This is a genomic window from uncultured Nostoc sp. (assembly GCF_964245575.1).
GTDB lineage: Bacteria > Cyanobacteriota > Cyanobacteriia > Cyanobacteriales > Nostocaceae > Nostoc.
The window spans coordinates 1-26,904 of sequence record NZ_CAXTNP010000087.1; the positions used below are offsets into that span (position 1 = coordinate 1).

23 protein-coding genes and 4 pseudogenes are annotated in these 26,904 nt (G+C 40.1%); 7 read left to right on the forward strand and 20 right to left on the reverse strand.

Annotated features, from left to right (window positions below):
* Window positions 1-160: 160 nt before the first annotated feature.
* A pseudogene (locus ACFFAP_RS15765) lies at window positions 161-634 on the forward strand (IS701 family transposase); the annotation flags it as partial.
* Window positions 635-922: 288 nt separating this feature from the next.
* Here ACFFAP_RS15765 and ACFFAP_RS15770 read toward each other — a convergent pair.
* The 3 genes from ACFFAP_RS15770 to ACFFAP_RS15780 all read right to left on the reverse strand — a co-directional run bounded on the left by ACFFAP_RS15770 (window position 923) and on the right by ACFFAP_RS15780 (window position 5,280).
* Window positions 923-1,795, reverse strand: coding sequence for a bile acid:sodium symporter family protein (locus ACFFAP_RS15770; protein WP_375512086.1), 873 nt, complete (start codon window positions 1,793-1,795; stop codon window positions 923-925).
* Between the two features lie 97 nt (window positions 1,796-1,892).
* On the reverse strand, window positions 1,893-4,307 hold the full coding sequence (locus ACFFAP_RS15775) for an arylsulfatase (protein ID WP_375512087.1): 2,415 nt from the start codon (window positions 4,305-4,307) through the stop codon (window positions 1,893-1,895).
* A complete protein-coding gene (locus ACFFAP_RS15780; RefSeq protein ID WP_375512088.1) occupies window positions 4,291-5,280 on the reverse strand; it encodes a formylglycine-generating enzyme family protein in 990 nt (329 codons plus the stop codon). Before ACFFAP_RS15780 ends, ACFFAP_RS15775 begins: the two co-directional genes overlap by 17 nt.
* Window positions 5,281-5,885: 605 nt before the next feature.
* Between ACFFAP_RS15780 and ACFFAP_RS15785 the strand changes: the two genes are divergently transcribed.
* Window positions 5,886-6,056 carry a hypothetical protein gene (locus tag ACFFAP_RS15785; RefSeq protein WP_375512089.1) on the forward strand — a complete coding sequence of 57 codons (171 nt, stop codon included), beginning with the start codon at window positions 5,886-5,888 and terminating at the stop codon, window positions 6,054-6,056.
* Between the two features lie 160 nt (window positions 6,057-6,216).
* Entirely contained in the window at window positions 6,217-6,798 is a 582-nt protein-coding gene (locus tag ACFFAP_RS15790; protein WP_375512090.1) for a beta-class carbonic anhydrase, read from the forward strand.
* On the opposite strand, the gene ACFFAP_RS15795 is transcribed toward ACFFAP_RS15790, so the two are convergent.
* From ACFFAP_RS15795 to ACFFAP_RS15855, 13 genes are all read right to left on the reverse strand, one after another.
* Window positions 6,776-7,819, reverse strand: a complete 1,044-nt coding sequence (locus ACFFAP_RS15795) for an Mrp/NBP35 family ATP-binding protein (protein WP_375512091.1) — start codon at window positions 7,817-7,819, stop codon at window positions 6,776-6,778. The two genes, ACFFAP_RS15790 and ACFFAP_RS15795, sit on opposite strands and share 23 nt — an antisense overlap.
* 14 nt (window positions 7,820-7,833) lie before the next feature.
* Complete coding sequence (locus tag ACFFAP_RS15800) at window positions 7,834-8,793, reverse strand: HEAT repeat domain-containing protein (protein ID WP_375512092.1); 960 nt, start codon at window positions 8,791-8,793, stop codon at window positions 7,834-7,836.
* 19 nt (window positions 8,794-8,812) lie between these two features.
* Window positions 8,813-9,040, reverse strand: coding sequence for a ferredoxin family protein (locus ACFFAP_RS15805; protein WP_012408944.1), 228 nt, complete (start codon window positions 9,038-9,040; stop codon window positions 8,813-8,815).
* A gap of 191 nt (window positions 9,041-9,231) precedes the next feature.
* Window positions 9,232-9,693 (reverse strand): GNAT family N-acetyltransferase, encoded by a 462-nt coding sequence (locus ACFFAP_RS15810; RefSeq protein WP_375512093.1) that lies wholly within the window; start codon window positions 9,691-9,693, stop codon window positions 9,232-9,234.
* Between the two features lie 24 nt (window positions 9,694-9,717).
* Window positions 9,718-10,500 carry a class I SAM-dependent methyltransferase gene (locus ACFFAP_RS15815; RefSeq protein ID WP_375512094.1) on the reverse strand — a complete coding sequence of 261 codons (783 nt, stop codon included), beginning with the start codon at window positions 10,498-10,500 and terminating at the stop codon, window positions 9,718-9,720.
* A 260-nt stretch (window positions 10,501-10,760) separates the two neighbouring features.
* Window positions 10,761-11,075: a pyridoxine 5'-phosphate synthase gene (locus ACFFAP_RS15820; protein ID WP_375512095.1), complete on the reverse strand. Its 315-nt coding sequence runs from the start codon at window positions 11,073-11,075 to the stop codon at window positions 10,761-10,763.
* 13 nt (window positions 11,076-11,088) lie between these two features.
* Window positions 11,089-12,798 (reverse strand): fumarate reductase/succinate dehydrogenase flavoprotein subunit, encoded by a 1,710-nt coding sequence (locus tag ACFFAP_RS15825; protein ID WP_375512096.1) that lies wholly within the window; start codon window positions 12,796-12,798, stop codon window positions 11,089-11,091.
* Between the two features lie 40 nt (window positions 12,799-12,838).
* The gene (locus ACFFAP_RS15830; protein WP_375512097.1) at window positions 12,839-13,897 is read right to left on the reverse strand and encodes a sulfonate ABC transporter substrate-binding protein; all 1,059 of its coding nucleotides are present in this window, start codon (window positions 13,895-13,897) and stop codon (window positions 12,839-12,841) included.
* A 260-nt stretch (window positions 13,898-14,157) separates the two neighbouring features.
* Window positions 14,158-15,429, reverse strand: a complete 1,272-nt coding sequence (locus ACFFAP_RS15835) for an MFS transporter (RefSeq protein ID WP_375512098.1) — start codon at window positions 15,427-15,429, stop codon at window positions 14,158-14,160.
* 503 nt (window positions 15,430-15,932) lie between these two features.
* Complete coding sequence (locus ACFFAP_RS15840) at window positions 15,933-16,853, reverse strand: hypothetical protein (RefSeq protein WP_375512099.1); 921 nt, start codon at window positions 16,851-16,853, stop codon at window positions 15,933-15,935.
* A 72-nt stretch (window positions 16,854-16,925) separates the two neighbouring features.
* Window positions 16,926-17,654, reverse strand: a complete 729-nt coding sequence (locus ACFFAP_RS15845) for a DUF928 domain-containing protein (RefSeq protein WP_375512107.1) — start codon at window positions 17,652-17,654, stop codon at window positions 16,926-16,928.
* A 151-nt stretch (window positions 17,655-17,805) separates the two neighbouring features.
* Window positions 17,806-18,957 (reverse strand): DUF1822 family protein, encoded by a 1,152-nt coding sequence (locus ACFFAP_RS15850; RefSeq protein ID WP_375512100.1) that lies wholly within the window; start codon window positions 18,955-18,957, stop codon window positions 17,806-17,808.
* Between the two features lie 48 nt (window positions 18,958-19,005).
* Window positions 19,006-20,106, reverse strand: a complete 1,101-nt coding sequence (locus ACFFAP_RS15855) for a sigma-70 family RNA polymerase sigma factor (RefSeq protein WP_375512101.1) — start codon at window positions 20,104-20,106, stop codon at window positions 19,006-19,008.
* A 32-nt stretch (window positions 20,107-20,138) separates the two neighbouring features.
* Here ACFFAP_RS15855 and ACFFAP_RS15860 point away from each other — a divergent pair, with 32 nt between their 5' ends.
* The 4 genes and pseudogenes from ACFFAP_RS15860 to ACFFAP_RS15875 all read left to right on the forward strand — a co-directional run bounded on the left by ACFFAP_RS15860 (window position 20,139) and on the right by ACFFAP_RS15875 (window position 21,205).
* A complete protein-coding gene (locus ACFFAP_RS15860) occupies window positions 20,139-20,366 on the forward strand; it encodes a tetratricopeptide repeat protein (RefSeq protein ID WP_375512102.1) in 228 nt (75 codons plus the stop codon).
* Window positions 20,367-20,389: 23 nt separating this feature from the next.
* Window positions 20,390-20,587: a hypothetical protein gene (locus ACFFAP_RS15865; RefSeq protein WP_375512103.1), complete on the forward strand. Its 198-nt coding sequence runs from the start codon at window positions 20,390-20,392 to the stop codon at window positions 20,585-20,587.
* 15 nt (window positions 20,588-20,602) lie between these two features.
* A pseudogene (locus ACFFAP_RS15870) lies at window positions 20,603-20,695 on the forward strand (transposase family protein); the annotation flags it as partial.
* 108 nt (window positions 20,696-20,803) lie between these two features.
* On the forward strand, window positions 20,804-21,205 hold the full coding sequence (locus ACFFAP_RS15875; RefSeq protein ID WP_375512104.1) for a transposase family protein: 402 nt from the start codon (window positions 20,804-20,806) through the stop codon (window positions 21,203-21,205).
* 282 nt (window positions 21,206-21,487) lie between these two features.
* Here the strand turns inward: ACFFAP_RS15875 and ACFFAP_RS15880 are convergent.
* The 4 genes and pseudogenes from ACFFAP_RS15880 to ACFFAP_RS15895 form a co-directional block, all read right to left on the reverse strand.
* Window positions 21,488-22,304: pseudogene (locus ACFFAP_RS15880) on the reverse strand (IS701 family transposase); the annotation flags it as partial.
* Window positions 22,305-22,541: 237 nt separating this feature from the next.
* Window positions 22,542-22,892 (reverse strand): hypothetical protein, encoded by a 351-nt coding sequence (locus tag ACFFAP_RS15885; protein ID WP_375512105.1) that lies wholly within the window; start codon window positions 22,890-22,892, stop codon window positions 22,542-22,544.
* 449 nt (window positions 22,893-23,341) lie between these two features.
* Window positions 23,342-26,218 (reverse strand): CHAT domain-containing protein, encoded by a 2,877-nt coding sequence (locus tag ACFFAP_RS15890; RefSeq protein ID WP_375512106.1) that lies wholly within the window; start codon window positions 26,216-26,218, stop codon window positions 23,342-23,344.
* A 47-nt stretch (window positions 26,219-26,265) separates the two neighbouring features.
* A pseudogene (locus ACFFAP_RS15895) lies at window positions 26,266-26,904 on the reverse strand (hypothetical protein); the annotation flags it as partial.

Consider the following 26,904-nt stretch of genomic DNA (forward strand, 5'->3'; position numbering starts at 1 on the left):
TCATTTTGAAACCTCTCTTAGTTTTTATTAGTAAATAAGATGCGTTTTCCCTGATCCAGAGAGTCTATCTCACTTTAAAAAAAACTCCCTCTAGCGCTGAAATTTTTACAAGATGAATTTGGATTAGGCCATCGACTTAGATATATGTGCCAAGATGAAACTGACTAATCTTTCAGGGAACCTTAAAAAAACCTTAGGCGACCTATATGGATTAAGAACATGGGTAGAATATGGTTTTCGGCAGTGTAAACAGGAACTGGGCTGGACAGATTACAGATTTACAAATTTCCAACATATTGAGAGATGGTGGGAGATTATTTTTTTTGTCTACACAATGATTAGTTTAAGTTCTCCACCTTTATTATCCTTAAATCAAGCTCCTCAAATTGAAACAGAGGTACAAGATACTATTTTTATTGATTATGTAAATTTTTCTAATTATAAACAATGTAATCATGATTCTGGATGGAAGAATACTTTAAATAATATTCGTTTAATTGTTGAATCTCTCTTACTATTTCGGTTGATTTATCCTTGGCTAGATGTTTTCCTAAATTCCGATCTATTATTGCTTGGATTTAATCACATAATTTGTACAATAAACCAATTTAAACCTTTTTTTTCTTCTGGATAATTTCAGTTATTTACTACTTGTTTATTTCGGAGAGTGACATAAGAGGGATAATTTGTTGGGACTGCTGTAAAACATTTTTAAGTTTTATCAGTGATATTTACACCGTATACTTCCACAATTTACCTACTATTCAAAGAACGGATTGCCGCCTTATTTATTGATAATCTAAAGCGTTACCAAGCCGATCAGCCTTTATGAAATGTAGTCAATAATAAAGCAGGATACTAAACAAGCCAGGAGCTTGTTTTTTAAATGAGCGAAAGCGATATTTTTGCAGTCATGAGAATTTCAACCCTCTACCTGCTCTATCTCTACACCCGTTCCTTGATCTATTTCTATGAACTTTGACCCGGCGATCAAAACTACGATCATCATTAAAATACTCGTCACCATGATGATACTCACCACGCTGGGATCTTCAAAATTACTTGTAGCTACTAATAATGCTGCGGCAAAATTACGTTGAGCTGTTCCTACTCCTAGCACTCGTTGGGTATCAATACCAGGGCCGCCCAAAAGATAACCCACGGTAAAGGAGAAGACTATGAAAACGGCACAAACTAAAATTGCACCTGTTTGTAATAAGGCAATGATATCGTTAGTGTGAACTATCAGCCTGACTACCAGACCTAAAAGCAATCCAGCATTAGATAATTTGAACAAAATCGGTTGGATAATGGGGGCGATCGCACTCAATTTTGCTTTGATGAATAACCCAATGATCAATGGGCTGACCATCATTAACAATAAGGGTTTGGCAATGTCCCAGGAGTTAATTTGCACACCTTCCACCACTAAGGGCAATACAATCGGCATATAAAAAATTGTGCCCAGCATTAGCAACATCATTAATCCCACCGAGAAAGCTATATTGCCTTTGACTATGTGGGCAAGTTTAGGTAGTGCTGGAGGCCCTGATGCTACTGCCATGATCAGTAAGCCATCTCTGAGTGGTTCACTTAAATGTACTACTTGTAGTAACAAATATACAAAAAGCGGCACTAGCACAAAATTTGTTAGCAGCGATGATATGACTAAGCGGAGGTTGCGGAGTGGTTCCCAAATCTGTTGAACAGTTAGACTTAACCCTGCACCCAGCATGGTGAACACGATAAATGTAAAAAGTGCGAGTTTGTCGATTAATGACAAGATTTCGTTCATGATTTTTTTCTCACGCAGAGTGGCAAAGGGGCAGAGGAGCAGGGGGGCAGACGAGAATAACCAATGCCAATGCCCAATGTCCAATGCCCAATCCCTATTACTTCAATTCCAGGGTGACTTGCTGTAAGTTGCCGGTGAATGCAAAGGGTGTTTGGTAAGTATCTACCGCAGGTGTGCCAGTATCTTGACCAACATCAAAGGTTTCATCTAAACCAAATCGGTAGCCTACGGTTTTATCAATGCGGCCTTCCGCAACCTGTTGATCATTAATCAAGAGCTTACCAGTACCACCTGCTCCCGGAGCGCCACCATCATAAGTAAAGTCAAATTTGATTTGGGATTTACCGATCGCAATTGGTTGGGAAGATTGAATGATTGTGCGATCGCTATTTAAGAAGTTGTAAGCAAAGGTGGGTTTACCTTTTTTCAAGAAGAAACTCCAACCCGCAAAACGTCCGCCTTGGGTGACTAAAACGCCTTCAGTACGATCTTTGGCAACATCTACGTTGGCAGTGATGCTAAAGGAGCGACTCTTAATATTGGGAGCGCTGCCTTCGGGAATCCCTGCAACAGATGTGTAATAAGTAAAGTTATTGCGTCCTGTAATTAGGTTAGAACGGGTTTTGACATCAAACCGTTGAACTAAGCGATCGTCCAAGGGCAGAACTTTGTACTTCTTTGCTTCCTTCAGAAATAGATTTTGTAGCTGCGCTAACTTGTCAGGGTTCTGCTTTGCTAAATCGTTGGCTTCACTGAAGTCTTTGGTAATATCGTATAGTTCCCAATTATCTTCATCGAAGGTAGTTTTGGAGACACGCTCCCAAGGTAAGCGTCCATGACGGGCGGCTGCTACCCAACCTTGATCGTAAATGCCACGATTGCCAAACATCTCAAAATACTGGGTTTTGTGATGGGATGGTACAGCAGGATTATCAAAGCTATAGACAAGGCTAGTACCTTCGATGGGTTGTTGTTTTACACCGTTGACTACCTCTGGTTCTTCAATCCCCACAGCTTCCAGAATGGTAGGATAAATATCAATTACATGATGGAATTGGCTCCGCAGTCCACCACGATTTTTGATGCGTTGGCGAAGCCCGCCGGAGGCATCGCCCCAAGCCACAACTAAACCATTGCGAGTTCCGCCGAAGTGAGAAGCAATTTGTTTTGTCCATTGGAAGGGGCTATCCACAGCCCAAGCCCAAGCTGCATGAAAATGATTGAAGGTTTTTGGCCCACCTAAATCATCTAAAGCCGCGAGAACTTCTTGAGAACTTTCTGCTACGCCATTAAAGACTTTTAATTCATTAACACTACCTGTTAAGCCGCCTTCAGCACTCGCACCATTATCCCCGGCGATGAAAAAGACTAAGGTGTTATCCAATTCACCAAGTTGATCAATCGTGTCAATGACTCTACCAATTTGTGCATCGGTATGGCTGAGGAAACCTGCAAATACTTCCGCCTGACGCGCATAAACTTTCTGCTCGGTGGGAGTGAGGGAATCCCAAGCTGGGAGTTCCGCCGGGCGAGGAGTCAGCTTAGTATCGGTGGGAATTACACCAAGGGCTAGCTGACGAGCAAAGATGTCTTCGCGTAATTTATCCCAACCTCGATCGAATTTACCCTTGTACTTGTCAATCCATTCCTTGGGCGCATGGTGTGGGGCATGGGTAGCGCCAGTGGCAAAGTAGGTAAAGAAGGGTTTATCAGGAGCGATCGCTTGCTGGGTACGAATCCACTTAATCGCATGGTCTGCTAGATCAGGGGTGAGGTGATAATCAGGGCGATCGCTTGGTTTCTGAATATGTTGGGTATTTTCCACCAAAGCTGGACTCCATTGATTGGTATCACCGCCCATAAATCCATAGAAGTACTCAAAACCTAAACCTGTCGGCCAGCGATCAAATGGGCCGGCCGCACTGGTTTCATAGTCTGGGGTATTGTGCCATTTGCCAAAGGCCGCCGTGTTATATCCATAGTCTCGCAATACTTCGGCGATCGTTGCCGCACTTCTAGGTAAAATCGCAGTATAACCTGGATAGCCTGTGGCTAACTCCGTAACCACACCTGTACTTACAGAATGATGGTTGCGTCCCGTGAGCAATGCGGCTCTGGTAGGAGAGCAGAGTGCTGTAGTGTGGAATTGGTTATAACGCAATCCCCTTTCTGCTAGACGGTCTAAATTAGGCGTATCGATCAGACCGCCAAAGGTGCTGGTTTGTCCAAAACCGACATCATCAAGCAACACCAGCAAAACGTTTGGTGCATTTTCTGGAGCCTTAATGGGTTTGGGGAAGTCTGGTTGGGATTCTTGGTAAGTAATGCCAATTTTGCCTTGAAAAGATGGTTGGGGTAATGGCAATTTGTCGCCGTAGTCCGCCCAAGCAGGTAGAGGTAAGAGACTAGAAAATATTAGCGTCAGGGCTGTCAAAAAGGCGATCGCACCAGAAGTTAACTTGAGAGATACATACAAAGAATCTCTCTTGTAAGGATCAGTCAGTTGTGCCATTATTATTCCTCATCAAAGGTAGTGTGCTGGAAGCCAAATTTTTAACTAGCCGAAACCCGATATGAGTAGTTCCTGTATCGGGTGATTCTGACTCCCGCGCCGCCGGACGGAAGCGGCTACAGTAATTGGGAGCGCAGAGATATGATCCCCCCTTAATTACGTGTAACTCTGATTCATCGGGCTTTTTGGGATCAAAGCTTTGATTTAAGGCAATAGAATTAATTTGATGGGATTTGCGATCGTGTCCGACTTGAAAAAAATCAGTAGTCCATTCCCAAACATTGCCGGTCATGTCATAGAGTCCATAACCATTGGGTGCAAAAGAACCGACGGGAGCAATGCCCAAGTGACCATCGGCTTTGGTGTTGAAAAAGGGAAAAATTCCTTGCCAAGTGTTGGCTCTATGTTCAGAATATTCATTGCCCCAAGCATAGGTTGCACCATCCAAGCCACCACGGGCGGCGTATTCCCATTGAGCTTCGCTGGGTAGGGATTTTCCTGACCATTTGGCGTAGGCTAGGGCATCTTCATAAGCTATGTGGACAACTGGGTAGTTGGATTTGTTAGCGATGCCTGCGGTGGTCACTGAGCTTCTTGCCTTGAGCGTTCGCGCAGCGTCTCGTAGAGAAGCCGAAAGGTGTCGAAGTGCGGGCTGCGCCAACGCACTGTCTGGGCCAAAGGGATGTTGCCAATTCGCACCAGTAGTCCAATGCCACCAACTTAGAAAGGAAACTTGCTTGACACCTGGTTTTGCCATCTCAAATACTAGGGAACCCGGTAATCGTTGCTCATCGGGTAAATCGGGAAACTGTTCTTGAGATAAGGGACGCTCTGCAACTGTCACATATCCTGTGGCTTTGACAAATTCACCAAATTGTGCATTTGTTACCTCATATTTATCAATACAGAAGTTAGTCACCGTTACATCTCCAGGCGATCGCTCCTCCACAAAACTGGAATTATCAGACCCCATTTTGAACGTTCCTCCTGAAATCATCGCCATACCTTGGGGACAGGGATTGACTGTGGCTGCAAATGCGGTTGTATTGATGAATAAGAGTGCGATCGCTATTCCCTGAATGAATATTAGTGTGAGAAAGTAATGTTTTTTTCTATTTCTAATATTCTCAATTTTGCTACTTATAATTGAATGCCTGTAGTTCATCAATAAGATTCAACTTTGCTTAAAAATTATATTATTTTGAATTTTATATTTTAGATAAACAATCACCCTTTTATTCATATTTTTTGTCAATTTATTTTTTGCATTCATTGCCTGCGGCGGGCTACACCAACGCCGATAAATTTCGCAATAACTAATAGTTAATGACATTACTTTTTTACCCTATTGATAATATACTTTCCTTATTGACATAATGCGGCCGCCCTGAGCCACAAAAGCTAGGACAAATTGAGATAATTCTACTTTTTGAGTCATTAAATAGCTTGCTTGTAGAGAATGATGTATGGTAGGTTCCTACTTAGACTGATTACGGTAACTCTATCAATATACCGTAGTTTATCTCATAACTCAATCACCAAAATCAGCAAATTAATTAAAAGCTGAATACAGGTAATGTGGGGAAACATATTCTTTACGTTGATGGTAATGCGATCGCACCCCAAAAAGTAAAACGTATTGTCCAAGTTATCGAATCAGTGGTGCAGAAATTCTGGTTGATGGTGGTAGTACCCCTGGTATTTAGGGACATCCAGGATTTACGAATTAATCCTAGCTCTCGCAAGTAACTTGCTTTTTGTCTTGATTTGTGACAAATTACTCTATATAAATAGCATATACCTATCGACTTACTGTAGTTTAAATGATTGATTCTATCGCGACTAGGGTAACTAGGTAGGAATTTAGCTTTTGGTTTGCTAATCAAGTGATCGCCCACATAAACTAGAAATGAGCCAAATTGTAGAAGAAGTTCTGGCAGCTAATCTTAGTTACACTGATAAATTCGGTGATAAAGGTAGTCTCACTATACCCCCATCTCGTCGGTTTGCAATTCTCACGTGCATGGATGCTCGACTTGACCCAGCTAAATTTGCTGGACTAGTTGAAGGAGATGCCCATGTAATTCGCAATGCAGGGGGACGTGCTAGCGATGATGCGATTCGCTCTTTAGTAATTTCTTACAAATTACTTGGTACGCGTGAATGGTTTGTAATTCATCACACTAATTGCGGGATGGAAACCTTCACTAATGAAATCATCAGCAATTTACTTTCTAGTAGCCTCAAAACAGCCAAGCTAAATGAAATAGGTTGGTCAGATATTGGATATGGGTCGGGATCAAGCGAAGGCAAGTTTATCAATTGGTTGACTATTGATGACCAAGCCAAAAGCGTTTATACAGATGTACAACGGATTCGTTTGCATCCATTAGTTCCAAATGAAATTCCTATCTATGGCTATATCTACGATGTCAAAACAGGGCAATTGATTGAAGTTCCTGAAGCTACTAAGCTTGGTCAAGCTGCGTAGTTTTATCGTGTAACGTAAAAGTAGTATTTAATGAAGTAGCTATTTGTGTAAAAACCTCCTTTGCTAGTGAAGCGTATTCGCTCATTGCAATCGGATTTCCAGTATCACTACCGCTACAAATGCGGGAATCAATGGGAATTTGTCCCAAGAGAGGTGCTTGTAATTCTGCAGCTAGTTGTTCGCCGCCACCACTACCAAAAATTGGTGTGCGTGAACCACAATCACGGCAAATTAAATAACTCATATTTTCAATAATGCCAAGGACAGGAACACCCACTTGGCGAAACATATATATATTACGTCGTACATCTGCAACAGCCACTTGTTGAGGAGTTGTCACTAAAATGACTCCACAAATTGGGCTTTCTTGGATAATTGTAATTTGAGCATCACCTGTACCGGGAGGTAAATCTATCAATAAATAATCTAATTCACCCCATTCCACATCTTGCAAAAATTGCGTGATAATTTTATGCAATACAGGCCCCCGCCATGCCAAAGGACGATTTGCTTCTGCAAGTAAACCCACTGACATTATTTTTATTCCCTGAACTTCTAGAGGTAAAAACTTATCACCTGTGGGAGTATTAATCACTTGAATATCAGCTTTCCCTAAACCCAACATCTGGGGAACATTGGGGCCATAAACATCAGCATCTAATAATCCTACTTTTGCACCTTGTAATTTTAAAGCTGCGGCTATATTAACGGCTGTTGTAGATTTGCCTACACCACCTTTACCACTAGAAACTGCAATAGTTGTTTTAACACCAGAAATTGTACAAATTTGAATATAAGTTTTTTTACACCAAGATAGAGATGATAATTTAGATTGAATTTCTGGCTGTAATTGGTGCTGATGAGAACCAATATATAAACGTAAGTAAATATAGTCATCAACTATGCGTAAGTTTCGTATCATTCCCAAACTAACGATGTCATTTTTTAAGATAGGTTCGATAACCTGTTTGAGGAGTTGGACTACTTGTTGCTGATGGAAATTATCCTTTGATTGCATCATTATTGTCAATTCACTTAACCCAATACGACTTTTTTATCTGTTTGAATCTTCTGAATTGCCCGTTGCGCTTGGATAGACACTTCTTTGTCAGGGTCATCTAAGGCTTGTTGTAGGGGGTTAATAACGTCGGGATGAGCTAAATTTCCAAGTGCGATCACAGCTTCTTTGCGGACATCTGCATATTCATCTGTTAATGCTTGAATTAATCTCGGCATAACTTGAATATCTGAAATTTTTTGTAAAGCTTGTGCTGCTGATTTCCGCACTTGCCAATGTTCATCATTTAAAGCTATTTCTAATGCTGAAATTGCTTGATTATTTGCATGAATAGCCAGAGATTTAGCTGCATTACGGCGAACTTGCCAGTCACTATCATTTGTAAGTGCTTGACAAAGTATTGTAATCACTTCTGCATCTTGTAAATGTTCTAAAGTTAAAGCAGTAGCACGACGTACACTTGCTTCTTGATCAAAGATTAAATTTAAAGCTTGTGGACATTTTTCTAGTTTATTTATATATCGCAGTGTCGTAATAGCTGCTTCTCTTAACTCAGGATTTTTTGATTCTAAAAATGGTAAAATTTCGGGTAAAGATTGAATGTCATGTATCTTCCGCAAAAGCACTAAAATATTTAATTGAATATTTACATCATTACTTTGGAGTTTATCTAGTAAAAGTAACAATTCATCTTGTGTAACTAACTCGTTTAATGCTGATGCGGCTTCAGTGCGAATATCTGTATCTGCTGAACCGAGGCATTCAACTAAGGCAAGGATGGCAACAGGATTAGCAATTTCCCAAAGGGCAGATATTGCTATTTTTTGAACAGTAATATGTTCGTCTTTTAAAGCTATAATTAAACCATCGATTGTTTCGTCATCGCCTAAATGTTGCAAGGTTTTGACAGCTACTATACGATCATTTACGTCAGGCGATCGCAACATTTCTAGCCAATGTTTGAGGTCATCATTCATTAATTTTTACCACAAATAGTTAACGTAACAAAAAGGGAATTTGTACTGTAATTGCATTGGTTGGACATTCTTTTTCACAAGGTAGACAAAACCAACACTCATCATATTTCATGTATGCTTTGCCTGTTTCTGGATTTTTCGCCAATACATCTAAGGGACAAACTTCAATACAAGCTGTGCATTTTTCTAAACATTTTGATTCATCAACGATCACAGGAACATCTATTCTTTGATTGATTAAAGCCATAATAAAATAACTCCATGATTTTGTACTGAAACTGCTAATCGGTAAAATAAATGGTGTAAGCTTGCATGAATTATCTCACGATTGTAGGTTGTTTAGATGCATACGATGTAGTTCATTCAAATATTTAAATCGCAGACGATCAGTAAGCAGAAGGTGAGTGGCAAATATATTAATTAACTGCATGTTTTTCACTAAAGCAATTCTTTATAAAAAGTTAATGATTGCTTGATATTGGTATAATCAATTTTTTCATAAAACAAGTGAGCTTCTTTGCGTTTAATATTAGAACGTAATAAAACACTATCACATCCAGCCAGAAAAGCCCACTGTTCAATTTGCTGCATCAAAAAACGTCCAATTCCACTATGACGATAATCTTTATCTACAACTAATCCCAAAATAATCGCTGGAGTTGGAATAACTATTGAGTCACAAATATGAGCGTGCGCCCAAGCTATTACATATTCATCTTCTAAAGTGGCAACATACACAATATGAGCATCGTTATTTTTAATTTTAGTAAGGCGCTGCTCTATTTGTTGATTTGTCACAGAATATTCAAGTTGTTCGCAAAGACTAGCAATTCTATCTACATCTTTAATCTCAGCTTGTCTAATTTTAATTTTCTCACTTACACTAACTTTGTTTATCATAATTTAATTTTAAATTACAATTATTTAGTTATCCAGCGTTGCACGGATAAAACGATAGCCTATATCAATCTCTGTCAAATTGTGAATATCACCATATTTTTTCCTCCATTTTCCACTACTTAAATCTGCTGCAAGTAACTTTACTCCTTGCTCTGCTAAATCTTGATTAGCTAAAGCAAAAGATGATATTCCTGCACGTACTTCTGGTTGAAGATATAACTCTGGTCGTCTCCAGCCTGCTGCTGCGAATAAATCAGATAAATCGTATGGTAACAAAAGGGGTATGGCTTCAACACGCCTTTTAGTATTACTCTGAATTAAATTAACCTGTTCGTTAAGTGCTAAAAATCGTAACGCATCTTCCCACAAAAACGGAAAATAATCATAAAGCCATATCTTCTGAGCTAATCTAATATCAAAAGTTAACAAAATTATTGCCCCATCTCTAATTATTCTGTGCATTTCCTGAAAAGCTTTTTCGAGATAAGAAAAGTGATGAATTGCCAGGATACTTACAACAGCATCAACAGAGTTATCTAATAGAGGTAAATTTTCTGCATAGCCAGTAAACCACTTAATTTTCTGATGTTTTACTGCTTGTTTTTGCATAACTACAGAAGGTTCAACAGCATTAACAATAAATCCTTTATTAGCTAAGGCTAAACTGTAACCACCAGTACCAGCGCCGATATCAGCAATAATGCTACCTTTGGGTAAATTGAGTAAATCAATTATTTTATTGACAATACGGATATCAGGAACGCGAGTTTTTGAGTATTGTTGACCAATTGAATTATATATAGACATATTATAAAATTCCTCAAAATAATTTAAAACAAACTATTTAAAATTTAACTTTAGATTAATAAAGAAAAAATCTGTTATTTAAAAAAATCTAGCAAATTTAAGAGTTCACTTATCATAAACTTTGGTTTTGCTTCTTGTGGTAAATTTTGATTTTTTCTGTTGTAATAGCAAAAATCCATTTTGACTAGGCTGACTCGGATTCCAAGTTGTTTTAACTCTTGGATAATTGGTTTGAGCCAAAAGCCATTTGTAGCCAAATCCTATCCGTGGTCTGAGGTAAAAGCGTCAGGTGCATCAGGAACTAAAGTACATTGCGTTGGCTTTACATCTCGTATTATGTTTAAAAATTGAGATGATGGATTACCTTCTATATTGAACTCAACAGTTAGCATTTCTGCCAATTCATAAACATCTTTAGATTTGATATGTTGTTCATCTGGACGTGGGTGAACTGTAATTCCATGTGCGCCTGCTTGAATGCAAGTAGAAGCTGCCTTGATTACGCTTGGTATACCAAAATTTCGAGAATTTCTGAGTAGAGCAACTTTGTTAAGATTAACACTGAGATTTATCATGAGATTAAATATATTACCTGACAGCTACATTGTATAATTCTTTGGCTGTATCTACCTCCACAATGTAAGGATCTACAGGACGCTTAAACAATATCATTTGTCCTGATTCATCTTTCTTTAAGTTGACATGACAAAACCATTCATCATCATTCTTTTCGGGGTAATCTAAACGGTAATGATAAAGTCCCCAACGAGTTTCTTGACGATATAATGATGCTCTGGCTGCCATTTCTGCACAGTCTCGAATAAAATGTACTTCTATACAACGCATTAATTCATGGGGGTCACGAGCGCCCATTACATCTAATGTTTGTTGATATTGAACAAAATGTTTCAAGCCAATATCAATTTTGTTACCTGTTTTTGGTGGTTGCAGATAATCATTAACTAAGCGTCTTAATTTATATTCGACTTGGGTATGAGGTACACCATTAGGACGAGTTAAAGGTGCATAAATTCTGTATTTTTCAGCTTCTAAAAAATCTGGATCTGGCTCGATAAAATCTAAATATTGGATATATTCAATAGCATGAGTTCCGGCTATCCGACCGAAAACAAATGCCCCAATCATATAATTATGGGGAACGCTGGCCATATCTCCGGCTGCATATAAACCTGGGATGGTTGTTTGAGCGTTTTCATTCACCCACACACCAGAAGCACTATGACCACTACATAAGCCTATTTCTGAAATGTGCATCTCTACGCCGTGAGTGCGGTAATCTTCATTTCTACCTTGATGAAAACGTTCTCTACTCGGTCGTTCATTCGCCCAAAGTATGGATTCAATCTCAGCGATTGTATCTTCATCAAGATGGGTCATTTTCAATTGGACTGGCCCTTTCCCAGAATTTAATTCTTTCCAGATTTCCAACATCATTTGACCACTCCAATAGTCACAGCTAATGAAGCGATTCCCTTCGGCGTTAGCAGTATGAGCGCCAAAAGGCCCGGCGACATAAGCACAGGCGGGGCCGTTATAATCTTTGATTAAAGGATTAACTTGAAAGCATTCAATATTACTAAGTTCTGCACCTGCATGATAAGCCATTGAATAGCCATCTCCGGCATTAGTAGGATTTTCATAAGTGCCGTAGAGATAGCCGGAAGCAGGTAATCCTAATCTGCCACAAGCACCTGTACATAAGATAACGGCTTTAGCTTGAATGATAATATAATCTCCGTTTCTGACATCAAATCCCACCGCACCAATAGCACGTCCTGCTTTGACTAAGACGCGGGTTGCCATGACGCGATTTGTCACTTTGACTTTGTGGCGTTTGACTTGGCGGGTGAGAATTGTTTTGAGGTCTTTTCCTTCTGGCATGGGTAAGACATATTTACCTACACGATGCACTTGTTTTAAGTCATAGTTGCCCTGGGCATCTTTTTGAAATTTCACACCCCAACTTTCTAATTCTTGGATAACTTCATAACCTAATTTGCCTGTTTGATATACGGCTTTTTGGTTGACAATGCCATCGTTAGCTAGGGTAATTTCGCGGACGTATTGTTCTGGTGTGGAATGGCCGGGAATGACTGCGGTATTCACGCCATCCATACCCATTGCGATCGCACCACTCCGTCGGATGTTAGCCTTTTCTAAAATCAGCACCTCTGCATCGGAATTCGCTTGTTTGGCTTTAATTCCAGCCATTGTCCCGGCTGTACCGCCACCGATGACAAGTACATCAGTTTTTATCTGTTGAGTATTGATGTCCATAAGCTTTTGGGAGTGGGGAGTAGGGAGTGGAGAGGAACTTTTAGGATTTATTACCGTTCCAAACGATATCTTTGACTTGGATTTGCTTGGGAACTAGCTTGATTTTGTGAAAAGTATCGGCAATGTTTTGTTGTTGAGCGATTACTTCATCTGTAATCGGAAAAACGCCATACTTCCGGCGTTTTTCAGCAATTTCTAATGCTGCTGCGGGAATACCTAACTCTGGTTCTAAAAACTTGGCAACTTCTTCTGGATTATTTGTTGCCCATTTGTCTACAATGCTTACTTCATCTAACAGGGTTTTCAATAAATCTGGATGAGAATTAACAAACTCTTGACGCGCAAGATAGTAACCCCGATTCGGTGCTAAATTTGTCGCGTCTGTTAATGTCCTAACCTTTGTGTCGTGTTCAACTGCTGTTAGGTAAGGATCCCAAATTGCCCAAGCATCAACGTTACCACCAGTAAATGCTGCACGGGCATCTGCTGGTGTTAGATGTGCTGGTTGAATGTCACTATACTTTAATCCGGCAGCTTCTACAGCTTTGACAACAAGATAGTTAGTGTTCGAGCCTTTAGCAAAGGCTATTCTTTTCCCTTTAAGGTCAGCAACCGTTTTAATTGGTGAATCTTTCCGTACAATAATTGCTTCAGCTTTAGGACTCCAAGGATCATAAGCAACATAAAGCAAAGGAGTACCGGAGGCTTGGGCAAATATTGGTGGTGATTCACCTGTATAGCCAAAGTCAATACTACCTACATTCATCGCTTCTAGCATGGGTGGGCCTGCGGGAAATTCTGCCCATGTCACCGAAGCACCACCCGCAGCTAAAGTTTGCTCTAAATTGCCTCGGTTTTTGAGAGCATTAAGAATAGTCGCCGCTTTTTGATAGCCGATACGAACTACCACACCTTGATTTACTGTCCGTGTTGCTACAGAGTTACCTGTATTGTTGGCAGAACACGCAGATATCACAAGAGTCAAACTTAACCCACAGGTAAAGAATAAGGCAAATATCCCAATTCTGGATATTTCATAATTCTGAAGAAAGCTGCTGACAATCTTCATCAGTCGATTTAATAAATATTTAGTAAACATAGGCGTATTAAAATACAAGCAACGTAATATTACGATAAATCGAGCAATTTACCGTATTTTACTTATAGAATATTCACATAGATAAGCCGCAAATGCAAGATCCGAAAAAGTATGCCTACGGGTAAAACACTTAACCTGATACAAAGTTTGTATGATTATCTGTCGTCTCCAACAAAAATGGTAGGCAGCCAGGATTAGCAGGGGTCACTTTTAGAGCATACTTTAAAGACACAAGTAAACCAGGGTCAGAGCAAACTTGTTTAGCGATCAATCCAACGGCTTACTGCTGGCAATTGTGCAGAGAACCATAGCGCACCTAAAATATTTAGACTGCCACAGACAATCAAGGCATTAGTCGCACCAAAATTATGTGCCAAAGTTCCAGCCAACAGATTCCCAAAGGGCATCATACCCACCATTGCTAGGGCATAAAAACTCATCACCCGTCCGCGCTTATCCTCGGCAACTAGGGTTTGGATAATCATATTACTACTGGTAATCAGGAGGATGGAAAAGCAGCCTGTAAACACCAGTATGATTATAGATAATCCAACTTGACGCGATAGTGAGAAGGAGATCAAACTTATCCCGATCAAGACTTGAGCGACTACAATCAAACGCTCTAAGCCCGCAATCCCTCGTCTAACACTCAGATACAAACAAGCAAACAACGAGCCAATCGGCGCTGAGGTGCTGAGGTGAGCCATCGTAGTTGCATCCCCATTTAAAATCTTAGCCGCGAAGACGGGCATGAGCGCGACATGAGACATCCCGACTAAACCTTGTAACGCCAGTATTAATAAAATTGCTCTAATCGGCTGAAATTTGGAGACATATTCAAAGCCCTCCCGCAATTTCTGCAAAGTATCGTTAAGGCTCGTAAGGATCTGCGTGGGTCGGACTTTCAGCCGCATTGCTAGCAGGGTAAAGATGGCAGGAATATAGCTGAGAGTATCGTAGAGAAAACAATATTTCACCCCTAGCGTCGCAATCAAAATCCCGCCCATAGCTGGCCCCAATACCAGGGAGGAACTTAACATCACTGAATTCAAGGCGATCGCATTACTCCAATCAGCGCGATCATCTACGGTTTCGGTGACGATTGTATGACGCACAGGCATATCTAATCCTTTGAGAAAACCATTGAGAACACTCAATACCAATAAGATGGGAAACGTCATCGAATTCCTAAAGGTAAGAATCGTTAAAGCCAGGGAAACGCTAATTCCCAATATCTGCACTAGCATTAACAAATCACGACGACTCCAGCGATCTGACAATACGCCCGAAAACGGAATCACTAATAACGTAGGTAAAAATTGCACAAAGCCTGCAACTCCCAACAACCAAGCCGATTTAGTCAAATCGTATACCAGCCAAGGAATAGTTAACTGCTGGGTCATAAATGTCCCAGACATTGATAGTAACTGTCCCCCAAAAAACAGGCGAAAATTACGCCAGCGAAAGGCGGGTAAATATTGGTAAATGATATTACTTATGCGATCGCCTAGTTGTCTATTCCAAATTTTCATTAGCGAAATTATACTATGTTATCCTAAAAATTAGCTTAACTAATAATTAGGGTAGCTAAGTAGCTTATGGCGATTTTCCAGAGTTTGATTCAGATGGTGGTGTTCACACTCGTCCGTTTCTTTGGGAGTTTTGCGATTAAGTGAAAGCAAAATTCTTAAGGAAGTGATCGTAGCTACTAAAATAATACACTAAATTGATAGATTTAAAGTAGTATAAAGTTGCTATATTTTTAGACTGCTGGAATAACGAGAAGTTTGTAGCGCTTCATCTGTTAAAGTGCGATCGCCATATCCGTCTTTTGCTTATTCATGCAGTGCGTGCTGCCAACTTATATACATAGCGGTCTAAGTCTAGTCCTGCCAATCGGTTTTGGCCATGGTGATATGTGGAGTTCGTTTGTGATGGAATGATAAAATCTGTTGATTAGCACATTTGAAAGTGATCGCTTGTCGTTTAGAATGCAGGGGCGATCGTGCCTTTGTAGCTGGCTCACCCCAAAGCCTTAACTTTCATCAATACCATATTCAAGCTCAATCAAACTCAACAGTTTCTCCTCCACAGCAGTCAAATAGGGACGCTTCAATTCCCCCAGATGCTTCAATACAGCACGCACAGCTTCTTCCAAGCTCTCGTTTTCCCCTAACCTGCTGATGCGATCGCTGATTAATTGCATCTGCTGACATTCCGAATCCAGGTAGTTCAGTGGCTTGAGGTGGTCGATTCTCACGGTGTATTCTCCATCCCATGCCACAACATTACAACTGAATTCGCCCAGATGGTTGATAATAATGCACCAACACCCACCCTTGCCCCTCAATTCCGGGTTGTCCTTGGCAAGGATTTGGCAGACTTCACCAATTTGGTAGGTGTTTGGTATTTTCGTCTTTTTGATAATACGCTGCATTACGTCTTTGACGATTCTACCTGTGGGAACTTTAGCGCCAGCCTCCTCCACTGCCATTAGCCATACTTCTTGCTGTTCCTGGGGTTTAAGCTTTGTCATGGGTCGAACTTGCCCCTCTGCTGTTGGGAAAATGTCCACAATTTGTGGACATTTTTGCAGATTTTCCAAAACAATTGCTGCATCGATTAGCTGATAAGAACGGGAATGATTGTAGCCAAATCTATCCAAACAGTACTCATCAAAGGTTTTATGTGTAGAGCGATATAATCTGCGATCGCGTAATTCTATCAAAGCTTTGCCTGCTTCAACAAATGCCCGTTCTACTTTCTGCTCTAGGTGCAGGCGATCGCTTTGTTCTTCTTCGGTCAACTCTGGAACTTCAACAGCAGTAACAGTGATTGTTGCTGTAGCTGGGTTTTCTTCTTGCCAGATATCTCCTTGGGCAAGGTCATCGAGTAGTCTGCTGTCACTGGATGCACTAGAGGTGGGTTTTTTGCGCTTCTGGGGTGGTTTGTTCATCAGCGTGAGGTAGTTGGTGGGGCTAGCAAAAGACGAGCGCCAGTCCTGGAAAAAGAGTTTAGTGGCTTTAAATTAGTGAGGGTTGAATTGTTTCCTGATTTGTTCTTCCTGCCTCCTGCCTCCTACCTCTTTCAAAAGGGGTTGTTTAGCTAAATTCTCTAAATCTACCGATTTAAGCAAATTCATCCACTCCACCGCTAGAGTTGGATCTTGAGGTTTGGTAAGACGTAATTCAGCCAGAGTAGTTAAGGCATCGTACCAAATACCATTCTCAGCATAGAGCTTTACCTGTTGCTGAGGAGTTGCTTGCTTCGAGTTATCTACTAATTTAGGATTTAGATTAACCCGTTGCACCCATCCTTCCACATACTCCCGTTCTGGAGGTTGTTGTGGGTTGCAAATGATTTTTATCTTAAAAAACCAGTGATACATCTTGTCTACTTGCAATGAGGGAGTAGTTGCGCTTAAGGGAATGCTAATAATTCCTGGTATTTCTGGTATTGTTACTATTGTTCGGAAAAGAGATTGACTTAGTTTACTTGACTCATCTTTGAGAACAAATTCAATGGAATGAATTGTAGATTTTTTATAGGGCACATAAAACCAAAAAGTTGGATATTCCTCAGTTGTCAACCCCCAAACTTTAGTAACAGAAACTGCTTTTATTTGTCCTTGCTTTAGTATCTGTTTATATAAAGGTACAAGTGCAATTACAGACTGATTACTAATACCACAACCACGACAGCTCCTCCACGATCGCCTGTTGCACCCCTGTCTGGAGGAGGTGGAGGAGGCGAAAATGTAACAGGAACGGCAGTTACCAGTTAGTTATAGCGGTTCTCGTTTACGTGAGGTACAGCACGGTATGCCGTGCCCCTACTTTCTACGACTACTTTTGGTTTTTATACACCTGCGTGAAAAAAATTTTGCAAATTTGTCCAATGGTTCTCTCTTAAAACCGCAATATCTCTCGGTCATAATCTTTCGGTGCGGGTTCTATTTCCCAAACCAATCCTTCTCCTAGTTCCAAAATTACTTCCAAATACAACATATCTACAGGAGTTGTTGCCGCATCTTCATTGTTCTCAAAAGCTTGTAAGTCTTCCGTTAGTAGTCGCAGCTTAAACCCAGCAGGAATTTGACCACCAGGAGTTGCACTTCGCAATTCAAAGCGCCAAACATAGTCCTCAGAAGCGCTTTTTGGGAAAACACGTAACTCGTATGTATGCTCTGCAACTATTATTTGCCGAGATAAGCCTATAACTGCTTCTGCACTCCGCATTCTGGCAGCCACCACGACGAATTCTCTTTTTTCCCATCCCCACTGTTGAGTAAAATTGGCTACTCCTGTCTGCAACCATTGCGGAATTGACCACTGTATGAGTAAACCCTGACGCAGTTCATACAATTTTTTTCGCCAACCGCTATGTGCTAGGAGCGCACCCCAGAGTGAAAATGGAACTGCCAAACGCGGGAATTTCACATTGGGATCGCCTAACCTTTCTAAAAGGTTTTCTGCCTGGGTTTTGGCAATAGGATTTAAAGGTGCAATCTCGGCGCGTAAGGCTTCTGGATGATTAAGTTGGCGTGTAACCCACAGCACATTGATATCTGAAATTAAATCTTTACTTTCCAAGCTGTAAGTCCGATCTCCAGCATCATAAACCCCTTTTGTTTTCAGAATTTGATGGGTTGTGTAGCCAAAAATCTTCAGCCAGCCATCATCGCAATTGACCTGTACTGTTACGTAATAGTCAGCAACCCACTCTGGAATATCTACCCATTCCTGCGGTACACACAACTCATCGTCATCCATAGCGAAGGTGGGAATTAATACAAGGCGATCGCTATCAAAAGTAACAGCTGTGCCATTGACTACTTCCCAAAAACTTGGCAATGCCGCACTGTTAGGAAAAACCCTGGCGGTGGGGGCAATTTCCTCTTTGAACCAAGGCAAAAATGCTTGTAAGCATTTTTGATTTATCCACTCACGTTGACAAGCACCAGCTGTTGAGTATAGTTGTTCTTGCTCCTCTAAAGATTGAGGAATTTCTAGGTATAACTGCTGTGAATCAATGGTGAATGGGGGAGGTGCGTTCAACATAAATAATTTGAGAATGGCTCCATATAAAGACCATATTAAAGAGTTAAATTATTTCTTGTCTCCTGATTGGATCTGGGTATGGCTATATTGAGCTTTGAGCCATTCCTCTAAGCTTGTGCTTATAGTATCTATTACGTTGGATTTAAGGGAAATATGCAAGGTATTTTGACTCCACTGGGTTAAAGTTAACAGCAATGACTTTTTAATGCTGCTAAGGCGACCGGAAACAGTATATTGCTTAATTTCTAACTGTGCAGCAATTTCTGTTTGAGTAAGTTGCTGACCGTAGTAAACTTGTAGTAGTTGTTGTGACTTTTGATCCATTGTAGCGATCACTTGGGACAAAACTTGGTTTAACTGAGCTTGCTGCGATCGCATATTCGCAGCATCTTCCTGCTCAATAATTTCTGTGAGTAAAGATGTTTGCAAATCTACAAGCAATATATCTAATAAATTACCCTCATCTTCTTTCAGGGGAGCGTCTGCGGAAATAACCTTAGGATAGAGGAAAGTACGGGCAGCTTTACCAGAAGATAATAGCCAGCTTTCTATGGTTTGTTGGTTGACTGCAAGAGTGGGTGAACTCAATCGGCTTAAACGTTCTGCATTATAAACATTAGTAATAGCCTCCCAAGTTAGAGCATCTGGTTTGGTAAGCTGGCGAATTTTTGTGTTGTCACCCGTGTAGAGTTCCTTAAAGCATTCCCAGGCTAAAACATAACTCTCAATAATTTGAGCGTTAAATCCTGCATTTTGTAATGACTGCACTAATCGTTTGCGGCTGAGTTTATGCAATAATGCCCAGTCTGAGCAAATCTCTGTTTCCCGACGTAAGCGCAGTATATCCTTGATAATCGATTCAAAAACTAATTCTGCATAAGCTTTTAAATGTGAACTGTATTGAGGATTGAAAGTTTTGAGGATTTTGGGAATATGAGCGATCGCCATCTGAAAACAGTCTGCTAGAGATGATTGTGTGGAAAATTTCAGGGCGAATTTTCTTGCAGTCCAATAGCACACCTCTTGTAAGTAAGCAGAAATATGCACCAGTGCCACAGCACTAGATTGACTCTGCCAAACTTTATACCAGTAAATCGCCCAAAACCTATCTGATTCCTCAGTTGACAACTCCTTTAGGCAAACTTTCATACTGCGTCGTAGTTTAGGGTCAAAAGGTTAGTTTGAAACAATCCCGTCAAGTATTACAGCAAAGTTTAGAAATTGCCCAAGAATTGGATTCTCGCCAGGATGTGAGCGCTGCTTTGTTCAGTTTAGGCAACACTGCACAAGTACAGCAAAATTTGAAAGGGGCAATAGAGTTTTATCAGCAAGCTGCTGCGATCACTCCTAACCCGATTAGCAAAAGACCTATCCTTAATATAAATCTTTGTGGGATAATGAAAGAATAATTAAAGAATACATATATTGAATAATGACAAGCCCTTTGGCAAGAATCGAATCACATCCGCAAGAAGCAAAGCGACTAATTGGTATTGATTATGAGCAATTTTTAGCATTAGTAAATTTGGCGGAAAAACGTCATTTAGAAAAACGTGCAGAAATTGAAAGGAATAAAACTCGTATTATTGCTCCTGGTGGTGGACGGAAAGCGGAGATATCTTCAAAATAAGGGGTTTGCTTATGCCTAGTTTATCTTCGGCAAAAACCGATTTTTGAAATACTAGGCTTACTCTTTGACGTTTCTAAAACGAAAGCGAATGATGCCTTTAATTATTAGGTAGAAATTTTCAGAGATATCTTACCAGCATCTCAAATAGAAGAAGTAGAAGGAAATAGTGAAAAATATCTTGAGTTGCGTCGAATACTTGGTGAATACGAATTAATTGTGGATAGTGCAGAACAAGCCATAGCAAGACCTATAGACTATGAAAAACAGAAACAATACTATTCGGGAAAGAAAAAGATGCATACTTTAAAAAATCAGTTTATTGTGCTACCCAATGGCAAAGATATTGTTGATGTATGTGTTGGAAAATTAGGTAAAACAAGCGACATAGGTTTATTTCGAGAAACCCGGTATAAATTCGATAACAAGCAAAAATTTATTGGTGACAAAGCTGATATCGGAGAAAATGCAATTACCACCCCATATAAAAAACCAAAAAATTCTGAGATTTCACAACTACAAAAATTAGATAATAAACAATTATCGTCACGGAGAATTAGTGTTGAACACATGATATGCCGAGTGAAAATATTTAGAGTAGCGAGTGAGAAATTTCCTTGATTTTGCCATCGCTATAGTCAAGTAATAATGGCAGTTTGTGGACTTGTCAGATTAAGACTTAATTGCTCATGTTTATTATCTTTTAATACTTGAGTTTATCTGAAAAAAATCGGATTTGATTTTTGTATTTTTCCCGCCCTAACTGATGATTTAGCCCAAATTCTTCCCTCAAAGCCTTATTGTTACGTCCATTAAGTGCTTACGATCGCACTCCAATTATAGTCGCTTAAACCATTGTATAGTAAGCATTTCGCATTTGCGGATAAGTCTAGTAGTTATTTACCAGTAAGTTATGACTCTTTTTTTACCATAAATTATTTCCCTAATATATCTTGTCTGTGATTTTTGATTGCTAAATGTTCTCTCAAATTTACACCACTTGTTTGCCCTAACGCTTTGTCCTGCTGGTAGCCAGACTCCATGATGACAACGAAATTGACACCACATAACCTAAGTTATCTTCAGCAATTTTTCTAATAAATTGGCTACTTTCACCATATAAACTATCAGCCAATACTAATTTAATATTGAACCCTGCTTCCATTAATTCTGTAATTATCTCTGATGCTAGCTCTATTTTAGTTTTATATTTATTTGACTCCTTTAATGTTCATTTGGTTTGAAATACTTTGACGATTAAGGGAAAACTTATATTAGCAGAAACTCCATAAGCATTAACTGAAACTATTCTATTATCTACTTTTCCTACACTTCCTAAATACTGTCTAGATACATAATCAGTCTTTTTACCTTTTTTTCTATCTCTTGTTTCATCTATTACTAATGTAATTACCCGACCATCTAATTGTTTCTTTAACTTCTTTAATATTCGTTGTTTTAATTTATTTACTGACCAATCTGAATTTGCTAAAGAATGGTGTAATGACTTTGCTGAATTTATGCTCACTACCTTTGCTATCTCTGGTAACGATTTTCGTTTTATCGTTGATATTATCCCCATGTGTAAATATTTGAAACACTCATAATTCCTTACTTCTTTAAATAAGTCTTTATCCTCTGCACAATATTCATCTACGATCGCAACTGTTGGGTGAGCGTCTCTCGCCAAATGCTTTAGGATTTGTAATTCTACATCCATTGCCCTGCTTACCTGAAGAGAGTTTTTTCTTTTGATTCTTTTATTCAGAATACCCGGAAAGTGACAGAAGAGGGATATAAGCTTTGGCGTGTAAAAATTCACCGTTAGTTGCCCCATACAGTCTGACCAGGATATGGTCTTATTGGAGATATTCAATCATCCGGTCAATCTGCTGTTTATAACCTGCTTTAAAGTCCTCCTCTAGCTCCTTCTGGATGTCACGGCGGAAGTAACAGATTAGGTCGATGCGATCACTCTCTGCTGGTCTAATAATGGGGTCGCGCCCAATGAGTAATCAGCAGATGCCCACTGGAAGAAATTAAGCGATCGCATCCCCCTTTCCACATCAGTAGCAAACTTAGTCAACTCAGCCAACTTATCAGCAATGTGTTGACGTTCCTTTTCCTGAGCCTTGCTGACTTTTCCCTTCATCAGCTTAATTTTGCTTTCTAATTCCCTCTGCTTCCCGAACCCAAAGAAACGACGGTCAGCGATCGCAACTCGAAACACGTTCTTCTCAGCTTCTATAATCCTGTCCCTGAGTGCCTTGCGTTCTTCAGCGTGAGCCTCAAAGTACTGGTGTTGCAAGTCTATTAAAGGTTGAATAGCTGCCTGTACAGGTAGTTATTCAACTCAAGCTGCTGCTTATCTTTGGTGAGGTCAGGAATTAACTGCTCACCTTGAATAGTAGAAATGAGCGAATCGCCGCACATCAACTTGTAATCTAGGTTGGGCTGTTAGATCGGACTTTAATTCTCATTTCTGGAGCTAGATTCTCAATAAAAACAGTTATTTAGCTGCGATCGCACCCCTAAATAAGTGATTTAGCACCCGAATTTTAAACACCTCACAAAATCGCATTGCTCCCCCCACCTACTTAAACAGATTACCAATCTTACTGATGAACGACGATGGATTCTTCAATTTCTCGGTGCCCCTTGCCAAAAATATTATCTCCTGACCTGAGACACCTGCAGAATGTGGGTTGTTATTGTACTTCATGAACCTGCAAGATGCTGTATTTCAGTGACATTTACCTAAAGCCAATTCCCCACTAAAACATAGGGTGCCCAATAAAATGGATGTTCTTTATCCTTCAAAACAAACTCTTGAGCACGACGTAGGGCTTCTGCTTTACTTAAATTGGGATCTTGTGTTAACTGTCGATAGAATTCACTCATCAGAACAGAGGTAGATTTATCGTCTACTTGCCACAGTGAAGCCAAGGTACTGCGTGCGCCGGAACGCACAGCGACACCAGCAAGTCCCAAAGCAGCACGCTTATCTCCAGTCGCTGTTTCACAAGCACTGAGGACAAGTAATTCAATTGGAGGAGGTACGCGATTGGAGCGCCCTACCGCTTGTTCTCTAGTCTCTAGTATTTCACGCAACTGTTTAATTTTAATCTTGTCATTCCAAGCAAGAATATATGTATCTTCGAGTTTAGAACTAAATTTGCCGTGAGTTGCTAAGTGAACCACGGGAAAAGAAACTGTACTGACTTGCTGTTCAATGTTGATACTAGTAAAAGCTTTATTGATGAGTTGTTTAGAAGGAATAATAGACTCTATTTGCTGCAATTCAGTGGCGACATTTGATAGAGAACTAAAGCCGAGGCGAGATTCTGTTAATCCGGCGATTAATGCTTCCAATGGTCTCCGTTTTTGTTTGGGTGCTAGCAGTTGCAAACCAGGCGAGAGGGCGATACTATATTTTTCTATCAAATATTGTTTGCCGTCGTAAAGCGCAGCCATTGGGATATTCTGCAACGAACCATCCATCACAAAGACTAGATTTTTGACATTGCTTTGCTCCAAGTCTGCAATGGCAGGTTTCATAATCCAGTTATATATTTCTTGGGAAAGGTCTTCGCGATCGCGAAATGTATAGCGTTGTTCTAGTTTTTGTCGCAGTGCTTCTAAAGTGTTTTCTACTTCAACTTTGGGTTTGTAAGTCGTGTAATGCCGTAATTCTTGAGAATGCGGTAATTTGACAATTATTTCGATGCGGTCTGCTAAAATAATTGAGTAAAAAACTGCTGTCACTGGATTAGCATTGTCCACTAGTTCGTCAATCTGCGTTGGCTGGATGGTAATACAACTATCTTGGAAAAAGTTGTCTAATTCAGCCAATTGTAAAGCTTCAATCACATCGCGAGCTTGCTTTAAATTTTTCTGACTGACTTGTTTCGTTATTGCTTTGTCAGTCGAGGTTTGGTCCGATTGTAAAAGTAATCCTACCAATTGACGATATACTGGTTCTACTTCATCTCGAAAGTCAAATTGAATGTCGGAATTAAGAGCTACCAAATCACCGCGTAAAGTATGAAGAGTTTCCACTGCTGTGGTGTAAGCTGCTACTGCTCTTTCTGAATCTCCCTGTACCAAAAGCAGGCGTCCGAGTTGCCATTCCCACTGATAAGCAATATCCGGTGCATTTATCATCTGAGCAAGATTTAAAGCTGACTCAGTATATCGCTGTGCCTTTGATAATTGTTTTTTCATCTCGTAAAATTGACCCAGATAACCTAGACTATAAGACTCGGCTCGTTGGTCTTTGATGTCTTTGGCTTGTTGCACAGCAGTGTTTAATAGCTCGACAATTTCTTCGGGATTTTTAATTTTAGCTTGTTCCCTGGCTGCTGCTTGGAAATCCTGATTTTGGGTTGGGGAATTGAAAATTTCTCTTGTTGTCTGCTTCTGTGCCTTTTCAAGACAAATTAAACTCTGGACAAAATTTATTCTGGCGTATACTGCGGCTCGACTGGGGGTTAAATTGGAGAATGCAGAATTAATTGATCCAAGATATTCACTCGTCGGTTGTTGCCCAAGAAACTGCAATACACTCAAGCGATTGAGTTGTGCTTGTACAGTAGTAATGGGGGAACTTGATTTATTAGCGATTTGATCATAGTAATCAGATGCTTTTTTGAAGTATTTGGTATTCTCTGTTTGGGCGATCGCTGTTTGTCCACACCGCGACAGGAGAAAATTATCTTCAGTAGTGCTTTCTTTGATGAGATTTTTCTTGCCCCTTGCGAATGCGAGATTGCCTAAACTGAGTAAAGTTGCACTTTCTTCTTGTGGCGATCGCAACTGTTGCGCTACTGCCAAACTTTGCTCCAGTATTTTCTCAGGAGCTTCTATATCTCCACTAATATCTCCATTAGCTAGCAGCGAATTTCCAAAACTTCGCAATCCAGCAGCTTTTAAAAGCGAGTTTGGCATGGAAAGGAGATTTTTTTCTACCTGCTCAAATATTTTCATCGTGCGATGGTAAAGCCCCAAAGATTGGAAAGCTGTAGCTTGATTTATTAAAATACCAATATTACCAGCAGGATCACCAATTTCAGTATAGATTTTGGCTGCCTTTTGCCATGATTGCAAAGCATTTTCAGCTTCTCCTAATGCTAATTGTAAATTGCCTTGAGTGTTGAGAATTACAGCAAGAATGTTTTTTGCACTACTAGTATTTAATTTTGATTGGTTTAATAAATCGAGACTAGTTGTAATTGCAACACTTGCTTGGTTCCAATGTCCCAGTTTTTGCTCAGTCAAGGAAAGATAATTTAAGGCCAAAGCTTGGTTGAGCGCGTCATTTTGAGACTGATAAACCCGTGCAGCCTGTTGAAAACTTTGCGTCGCAGAGGCAAATTGTCCTGATTGGTATAAAGTCTTGCCCTTTTGCATCAGTTGTTCTATGCTTTCGGGGACTTCGGTATGGGACATAGAAGCACTGCTAATTGGCTGACTCCATCCAATCGGGACTTTCTCAAGAACTGGGACAATGGAAGCAGCCGATAGCAGATGAACACCAAAGCTGAAAGTAAACCCCAGCAAAGCTAACAGGATAATTCGCCACTTGCGAAATACATCCTTTCTTCTAGCTGTGTCCAAAAAATTAGGTCTTGCCATTCCAATCCCTTGCTAAACAATCATCATTGCCTTATACCGCGTGCCCATTAATTGGCTATTGGCGCCTGACATCCCAATGATGAGCTTCTTATTTTGTGTGGTGCTACTGTGGAAGGATAAGCGGTGAGTGTCACTTCCCCATTTTTATTAATTATCCACCCTTGTGCTTCCACAATTTGAGTAGGGCGTGAGGAATTATTCTCTCCCTCTTGCTTGCTTATTTCCAGAGGGGACTCGGAGTGTCCCTTATCTCTTTCTTCCTCTTTTCCCTTTGGTACAGCAGTGAGTCGCCAATCTTCCCATACCGCATCACTATTAAGTGTGTTATTGGGAGAAGGTAAACCACCACTTCCGGAATAAGTGAAGCTACTTTTAGCGGTTCTCGTGCAGATATTCTCATCTACTAAACGGGCGACATCCATCACATCTGTTGTTAAAGAAACTAATCCTTTACTAGGATCTGTATCAAAGATATTAATTTGTATATTTTTGCCCAAGTCAAGACTTGCTCCTTTTGCAGTAATACTACTAATTAGCGGGAATAATGTTGTTTGAGATTGAAAACCAAAGATTTTAGCTACATTAATTGTGACATTTCCGCCACGAGATTTTTCAGAATCAGCACGAATATTCTCACATCTTGCACCTGACCGAATAAACCCGTAGAAGGCAAATAAAGAGTAACA

What these genes read in the sequence shown, in the direction of transcription:
- ACFFAP_RS15770 (WP_375512086.1), bottom strand. Translation starts at nt 1,795, where the DNA reads ATGAACGAAATCTTGTCATTAATCGACAAACTCGCACTTTTTACATTT.
- ACFFAP_RS15775 (WP_375512087.1), bottom strand. Translation starts at nt 4,307, where the DNA reads ATGGCACAACTGACTGATCCTTACAAGAGAGATTCTTTGTATGTATCT.
- ACFFAP_RS15780 (WP_375512088.1), bottom strand. Translation starts at nt 5,280, where the DNA reads ATGGGGTCTGATAATTCCAGTTTTGTGGAGGAGCGATCGCCTGGAGAT.
- ACFFAP_RS15790 (WP_375512090.1), top strand. Translation starts at nt 6,217, where the DNA reads ATGAGCCAAATTGTAGAAGAAGTTCTGGCAGCTAATCTTAGTTACACT.
- ACFFAP_RS15795 (WP_375512091.1), bottom strand. Translation starts at nt 7,819, where the DNA reads ATGATGCAATCAAAGGATAATTTCCATCAGCAACAAGTAGTCCAACTC.
- ACFFAP_RS15800 (WP_375512092.1), bottom strand. Translation starts at nt 8,793, where the DNA reads ATGAATGATGACCTCAAACATTGGCTAGAAATGTTGCGATCGCCTGAC.
- ACFFAP_RS15805 (WP_012408944.1), bottom strand. Translation starts at nt 9,040, where the DNA reads ATGGCTTTAATCAATCAAAGAATAGATGTTCCTGTGATCGTTGATGAA.
- ACFFAP_RS15810 (WP_375512093.1), bottom strand. Translation starts at nt 9,693, where the DNA reads ATGATAAACAAAGTTAGTGTAAGTGAGAAAATTAAAATTAGACAAGCT.
- ACFFAP_RS15815 (WP_375512094.1), bottom strand. Translation starts at nt 10,500, where the DNA reads ATGTCTATATATAATTCAATTGGTCAACAATACTCAAAAACTCGCGTT.
- ACFFAP_RS15820 (WP_375512095.1), bottom strand. Translation starts at nt 11,075, where the DNA reads ATGATAAATCTCAGTGTTAATCTTAACAAAGTTGCTCTACTCAGAAAT.
- ACFFAP_RS15825 (WP_375512096.1), bottom strand. Translation starts at nt 12,798, where the DNA reads ATGGACATCAATACTCAACAGATAAAAACTGATGTACTTGTCATCGGT.
- ACFFAP_RS15830 (WP_375512097.1), bottom strand. Translation starts at nt 13,897, where the DNA reads ATGTTTACTAAATATTTATTAAATCGACTGATGAAGATTGTCAGCAGC.
- ACFFAP_RS15835 (WP_375512098.1), bottom strand. Translation starts at nt 15,429, where the DNA reads ATGAAAATTTGGAATAGACAACTAGGCGATCGCATAAGTAATATCATT.
- ACFFAP_RS15840 (WP_375512099.1), bottom strand. Translation starts at nt 16,853, where the DNA reads ATGAACAAACCACCCCAGAAGCGCAAAAAACCCACCTCTAGTGCATCC.
- ACFFAP_RS15850 (WP_375512100.1), bottom strand. Translation starts at nt 18,957, where the DNA reads ATGTTGAACGCACCTCCCCCATTCACCATTGATTCACAGCAGTTATAC.
- ACFFAP_RS15855 (WP_375512101.1), bottom strand. Translation starts at nt 20,106, where the DNA reads ATGAAAGTTTGCCTAAAGGAGTTGTCAACTGAGGAATCAGATAGGTTT.
- ACFFAP_RS15865 (WP_375512103.1), top strand. Translation starts at nt 20,390, where the DNA reads ATGACAAGCCCTTTGGCAAGAATCGAATCACATCCGCAAGAAGCAAAG.
- ACFFAP_RS15890 (WP_375512106.1), bottom strand. Translation starts at nt 26,218, where the DNA reads ATGGCAAGACCTAATTTTTTGGACACAGCTAGAAGAAAGGATGTATTT.